Here is a 2,997-nt window from a genome sequence, read left to right as displayed (position 1 = left end):
CATATTTTTCGTGCCACCACTGCGATGAATGGTGCAGACGTTGCGTGAGTCGTAGTCCGAGCAGGATACGCAACGTCGTGATGGAGTCAGGAACGTGGCGTTGTGCGCGCTGGACTGCCGCGTGCGATGTAATCCGCGGGAAGCGCAGGCAGCGCGCGTTCGATGAAGTTTTTTTTATCGCCGCTGCCTGATCCCATCCGCAGTCTCTGGGCCATCAGAAACCCATATGCGGCAATACTCAGCGTGGCGTGGTGGTGAAAGCCACGCCAGCCGCGACCTTCGTAGTGACCCAGTCCGAACTCCTGCTTCAGGTCCTGATAGTCGCGCTCGATACGCCAGCGCATCTTTGTCACCAGGACGAGTTGTTCAAGTGTCGCCTCCTTGGGAGCGGTACTGAGAAAGTACTTGAGCGGCTCTTTATCTCCCTCGGGCCATTCGATGAGCAGCCACTCTTCAGCGCGCTGGGTACTGCGCCAATAGTCCTGATGAGCCGGACGAACCCGCACGGCGGCAAAGCGTGAGGAGAGTGCCGCGTTGCTGCCTTCCCGCCAGGTTACGGTCTGCCAGGCGTTCGCGGGTAATTGCATGGCCAGCGCCTTGACCGCTTGCGGTTCGTGGCCGGGTGCGCGACGCAGCAGTGTCGGTGGGTTGCCGCGCCCATTCCAGGGCTTGGGCGGTAGCGGCGCCGTACCTGGTGCCCATACTGAGGTGCCCGGACGGATCCCCACGGCGTATAACAAACCCAGCTCGCTTATCCCTTCCCGAAAGGCCGTTTCATCACCATATCCCGCATCGGCCAGCACGATACCCGGCACAATCCCGGATGCAAGCGCTTCGCGCAGTTGGGCCAGTGCAATCTGTGGTTTGGTTGCAAAGGCCTGATCGTCAGGAATGCCTGCGCGACGGGCACGTACCTGATCGTCAATCCACTCCCTGGGGACATACAGTTGCCAGGCGATTGGCAGGCTACCGCGTTGCGTTGCGATCGATAAACTCACTGCGACCTGACAGTTGTCCTGTTGATATGACTCCCCGTGTCAATAGGGTGGGTTTTAAATCTTATTCATAGGCGTTTTTGAATTTCCTGAGGGCGACGTAGCAGTAAATCTCGACGGCGGATCACGCTGATATTCGCGGATTGGGTACCGCATTACAGAGGTCCGTGTCATGAGCCTGCCGCTTTCTTGCCACACAAGTCGGCCTGATGCCGTTGCCAAACAGGAACGCGGATTGCTCAGATACCGGGCTACGCCGCCTTCAGGAAACTCGCAGTGTGTGAGGTGTTGGGTGGAAAAACTCGTTACGCAGGCTGTTCGCTTTGCGGTACCGCCAGGGTCATCCCCATTCGGCCGATGTCCCAGATGAACGCGGCAAGTTCACGGGCCACAGCAATGATTGCAACTTGCCGGCTCTTTCCTCTGGCCACGAGCCTGCGATATCGGCCACACAGGCGTAGCTGGGCATCCCAGGCCCGATCGATAATGGGCTTGGGTATGCCTTCCTGCCGGCTCTGTATGTCTTTGCTCACGCGCGCCGGATGCTGGTAGCTCCAGGCTGATTCAACCAGCAGCTTTCTTGCATAGCTGTTTCCGGCCTTGGTGATACTGCCCTGGCGCCGTTTGCTACCTGATGAATATTCCGACGGCGTAACGCCCAGCCACGCCATCAACTGCCGCGGGTGTTCAAAGCGCGACAGATCTCCGAGTTCGGACACCAGTCCCACCGCCGAAGTGAACTGGATGCCGCGCATCGCCTGCAACGCCAGTACGACCGGATAGAACCGCCAGCTAACGACAGCTTCGTGCAGCGCTGCCTCCAGTCGGTCACACTGCGCAAGGCGATCTTCGATGGTGCGGCGGTGTTCGTTGAACGCCAGTTGCTGCCACGCACTATCGAACGAAAGGGTACTCAGCCACCGCCGGTGCGCGGGCCCCCAGTTCGCCAGACCGCAGTAACGTACGCCGTGGGAAAGGAGGAAAGACTTCAATCGCTGCCTGGCCTGTTTCAGATCGTCCCGGCCGGACGACCACGCCCTGGCCAGATCGCGAAACGCCTCGTCTTCCACGGTCGGCACATGCACTGCGGATAGATCGCCGGCTCGCAGCGAACGCACCAGTTTGAACGCGTCGCGCCGGTCGGTCTTGACGCGATCACCGGGCTTTCTCGGAATCAGCGATGGCGCACACACCATGCAATCGAAGCCTTTCTCGACGAGCCGGCGATTCAGTCCGTAACCACAAGGACCTGCCTCATAGACAACGTGAACATGCCTGGCCTTGGATTGCAGTCGCTTGCATAGACGATCGACTTCCATGTGTGTCGTGCCGATCTTGCCGAACAGTTCAACTTCGTCCAGGCCCATCGCGTAGGCAACCGTGATCGAGTCTTTGTGAACGTCCAGCCCAACGTATAACGTGCTATCCTGGCTCATGCTGGCCTCCGTGTCGGAAACAAACCGTCGAGTGGTGGCTCCGGCCACACTCTTGCGGCTCTGGCAGCATGCTAACCCGCGATTCACTTCCCCACGGTGGCCAGCCTCGCTGCCCGGGGAGTCATACTGACTTGCCGAGCTGGCCACAGTACTGGCGTGCAACGCCCACCGAATGGCGGCCCTTCTTTGGAAAGCCTGTGTCGTCAATAATCCAGTAGTAGCCGGCCTCTTCAGCGGCATGCGCGCCTAGCGCCGGCATCACCCATTCGCGCACCCGCTGCATGATCGCCTTGTCGGACCACTCGGCCTTGGCAACAAAGTGGTGGAGCGACTGATGCTTCGCACTGGCGTGAAGCGGATCAATATGCGCGGCCATCGGTTCGACGCTCTTCCGTGACAGCGGCATCACCAGGCCGGAACAGTAGCCTTTAAGGCCGGCGTGGCGATTAGCGTGCCCTAACTCCTGTGCCAGATGGTCGAGATACGCATCAAAATCATCGAGATCGTCTGTCATTGCGATACCCGGTAGTCGCTATTACTTCATACTACCAGGTATCGCTTTTAGT

The 2,997-nt window shown here is 59.3% G+C and carries 1 protein-coding gene and 2 pseudogenes; all 3 read right to left on the bottom strand.

Features of this window, described 5'->3' with window-relative positions; translation table 11 throughout:
- Positions 1-86: 86 nt before the first annotated feature.
- Positions 87-1,034, bottom strand: a pseudogene (locus tag FSO04_RS45360) (IS701 family transposase); the annotation flags it as partial.
- A 266-nt stretch (positions 1,035-1,300) separates the two neighbouring features.
- Complete coding sequence (locus FSO04_RS45355) at positions 1,301-2,431, bottom strand: IS110 family RNA-guided transposase (RefSeq protein ID WP_154567942.1); 1,131 nt, start codon at positions 2,429-2,431, stop codon at positions 1,301-1,303.
- Between the two features lie 130 nt (positions 2,432-2,561).
- Positions 2,562-2,945 (bottom strand): annotated as a pseudogene (locus tag FSO04_RS45350) (transposase); the annotation flags it as partial.
- Positions 2,946-2,997: the final 52 nt, after the last annotated feature.

The sequence above is a fragment of the Paraburkholderia madseniana genome, from assembly GCF_009690905.1.
In the GTDB taxonomy this organism is placed as follows: domain Bacteria; phylum Pseudomonadota; class Gammaproteobacteria; order Burkholderiales; family Burkholderiaceae; genus Paraburkholderia; species Paraburkholderia madseniana.
The sequence above is the reverse complement of the archived record's forward strand: the minus strand, read 5'-3'. Positions and strand labels throughout refer to the sequence as shown.